Source organism: Rathayibacter sp. AY2B7, from assembly GCF_002931635.1.
Taxonomy (GTDB): Bacteria; Actinomycetota; Actinomycetes; order Actinomycetales; family Microbacteriaceae; genus Rathayibacter.
This window is the reverse complement of record NZ_PSUC01000204.1, coordinates 1-1,999: the sequence shown is the minus strand read 5'-3', so window position 1 is coordinate 1,999 and position 1,999 is coordinate 1. Positions and strand designations below refer to the sequence as shown.

The following is a 1,999-nucleotide window of genomic DNA, read 5'->3' as shown; positions in this document are numbered from 1 at the left end:
CGTGCCGCCAGCGCGGCGACGGTCATGTCGATGTGGGGCCGGGAGGGGACGGTGCTGCCCTCGTGGCGCAGGTGCAGTCCCTCCTCGAAGCGGGCGCCGGCCAGCAGGAGCGCCGAGACGAACTGGCTCGACCGCGAGGCGTCGACGACGACGTCGCCGCCCCGGACGGCCCCGGACCCGTGGACGGTGAAGGGGAGCGCGCCGCGGCCGTCGTCGGCGACGTCGACGCCGAGCGCGCGGAGGGATGCGATCGTCGCCCCCATCGGCCGCTTCGCCGCGTACGCGTCGCCGTCGAAGGTGGTGGGGCCGAGCGCGAGGCCGGCCAGCGGCGGGACGAAGCGCATCACGGTGCCCGCGAGCCCGCAGTCGATCGTCGTCGAGCCGAGCAGCTCCTCCGCGGGCTCCACGACCAGGTCGGCGCCGAAGCCGCCGGTCGAGCCGGACTCCCGGATCGTGGTGCCGAGCGAGCGCAGCGCCTCGATCATCAGGGCGCTGTCGCGGGAGTGCAGCGGCGCCCGCAGCGTGGAGGGTCCGTCCGCCAGAGCGGCGAGCACCAGCTCCCGGTTGGTCAGCGACTTGGAGCCGGGCAGGCCGACCTCGGCGTCGAGAGCGCCGGCCGCGAGGGGTGCGGGCCAGGCGTCGTCGCCGGGGAGCGCACGGGCGTCGCCGTACGGATCGAACTCGGGAGCGGAATAACGCGAGAAGACCATCGGTTGTCAGGATAGTCGGCGCGCAGGGCGTCGTCAGGAGCGTGACGGAGGCGGAGCATGACGGCAGCACCCCCGGTCCTCCGGAGCAGAAGGCCCGTCGCCCGGAGGCGCCCTCGCGCCGCAACCCCGGTCGTCCGCCGCGCCGCCGCTCTAGAATCGCTCGTGATGACTCGCGACGACGAACCCCGCACCACCCCCGCCGACGAGGCTCTCGAGCCCGCCGACGCGGAGCAGACGATCGTGGAGACCGTCGAGGAGTCGCTGGACGACGCCCCGGTCGAGGATCCCGTCGATCTCCGCTCCCTCTTCGAGCAGCAGGCGCTGCCCTTCATCGACCAGCTCTACGCGGCCGGTCTGCGGATGACGAAGAACCCCTCCGACGCGCAGGACCTCGTGCAGGAGACCTTCGCGAAGGCCTTCGGCGCGTTCCGCCAGTTCGAGCAGGGCACCAACCTGAAGGCCTGGCTCTACCGCATCCTCACGAACACGTTCATCAACTCGTACCGCAAGAAGCAGCGCGAGCCCTACCAGAGCGCGATCGACGAGCTCGAGGACTGGCAGCTGGGCGGCGCCGAGTCGACCACGGCCACCTCCAGCCGCTCGGCCGAGGCGGAGGCGATCGACCACCTCCCCGACACCGCGGTGAAGGAGGCGCTCCAGGCGATCCCGGAGGACTTCCGGCTCGCCGTCTACTTCGCCGATGTCGAAGGCTTCTCCTACCAGGAGATCGCGGACATCATGAAGACCCCCGTCGGGACCGTCATGAGCCGGCTGCACCGCGGCCGGCGCATGCTGCGCGAACGACTCACCGACTACGCACGCGAGCGCGGATTCCGCGCCGCATTCACTTCCGGGAGCACGAAATGACCGACAGCGGCTGCACGAAGGCGAAGGCCGAGCTCGAGGAGTACCTCCACAACGAGCTGTGCAAGGAGGACGCCGCCGACATCCGCGAGCACATGGCGGGATGCGTCGACTGCGCCGACGAGGCGAAGGTCGGCGTGGTTCTGACGGTCGCCGTGCAGCGGGCGTGCAAGGAGACGGCGCCGGAGGACCTCCGCGCCCAGGTGCTCGGCATGCTCCGCGACGAGCACGCCGCGCACTCCCAGGCGCCCGCCCGCCTCTAGGCGCAGCACGACCCGGGGAGCCCCGGCCGTTCGAGACCTCCCGCGCACCGCGGGCCCTCGAGGGGCCGGGGCTCCGTCGTGTCCGGCGGCCTCCGGTCGCCGCGGCACCCGCACGTCGCGAGCGCTTCTGCCGGTCTCTGTGGGCCTGCGGTCAGGCACGGT

At 72.4% G+C, this 1,999-nt stretch carries 3 protein-coding genes; 2 read left to right on the top strand and 1 reads right to left on the bottom strand.

All coding sequences use genetic code 11. The annotated features are described in order from the left end of the window. Positions 1-710: 3-phosphoshikimate 1-carboxyvinyltransferase (locus C5C27_RS17375; protein ID WP_374955291.1), on the bottom strand; the 710-nt coding region annotated here is incomplete at its 3' end. A 165-nt stretch (positions 711-875) separates the two neighbouring features. On the opposite strand from C5C27_RS17375, the gene C5C27_RS17370 reads away from it, so the two are divergent. Continuing rightward, complete coding sequence (locus C5C27_RS17370; protein ID WP_104315025.1) at positions 876-1,577, top strand: sigma-70 family RNA polymerase sigma factor; 702 nt, start codon at positions 876-878, stop codon at positions 1,575-1,577. Next, positions 1,574-1,837 (top strand): zf-HC2 domain-containing protein, encoded by a 264-nt coding sequence (locus C5C27_RS17365; protein ID WP_104224116.1) that lies wholly within the window; start codon positions 1,574-1,576, stop codon positions 1,835-1,837. Before C5C27_RS17370 ends, C5C27_RS17365 begins: the two co-directional genes overlap by 4 nt. The last annotated feature ends 162 nt before the right edge of the window (positions 1,838-1,999 follow it).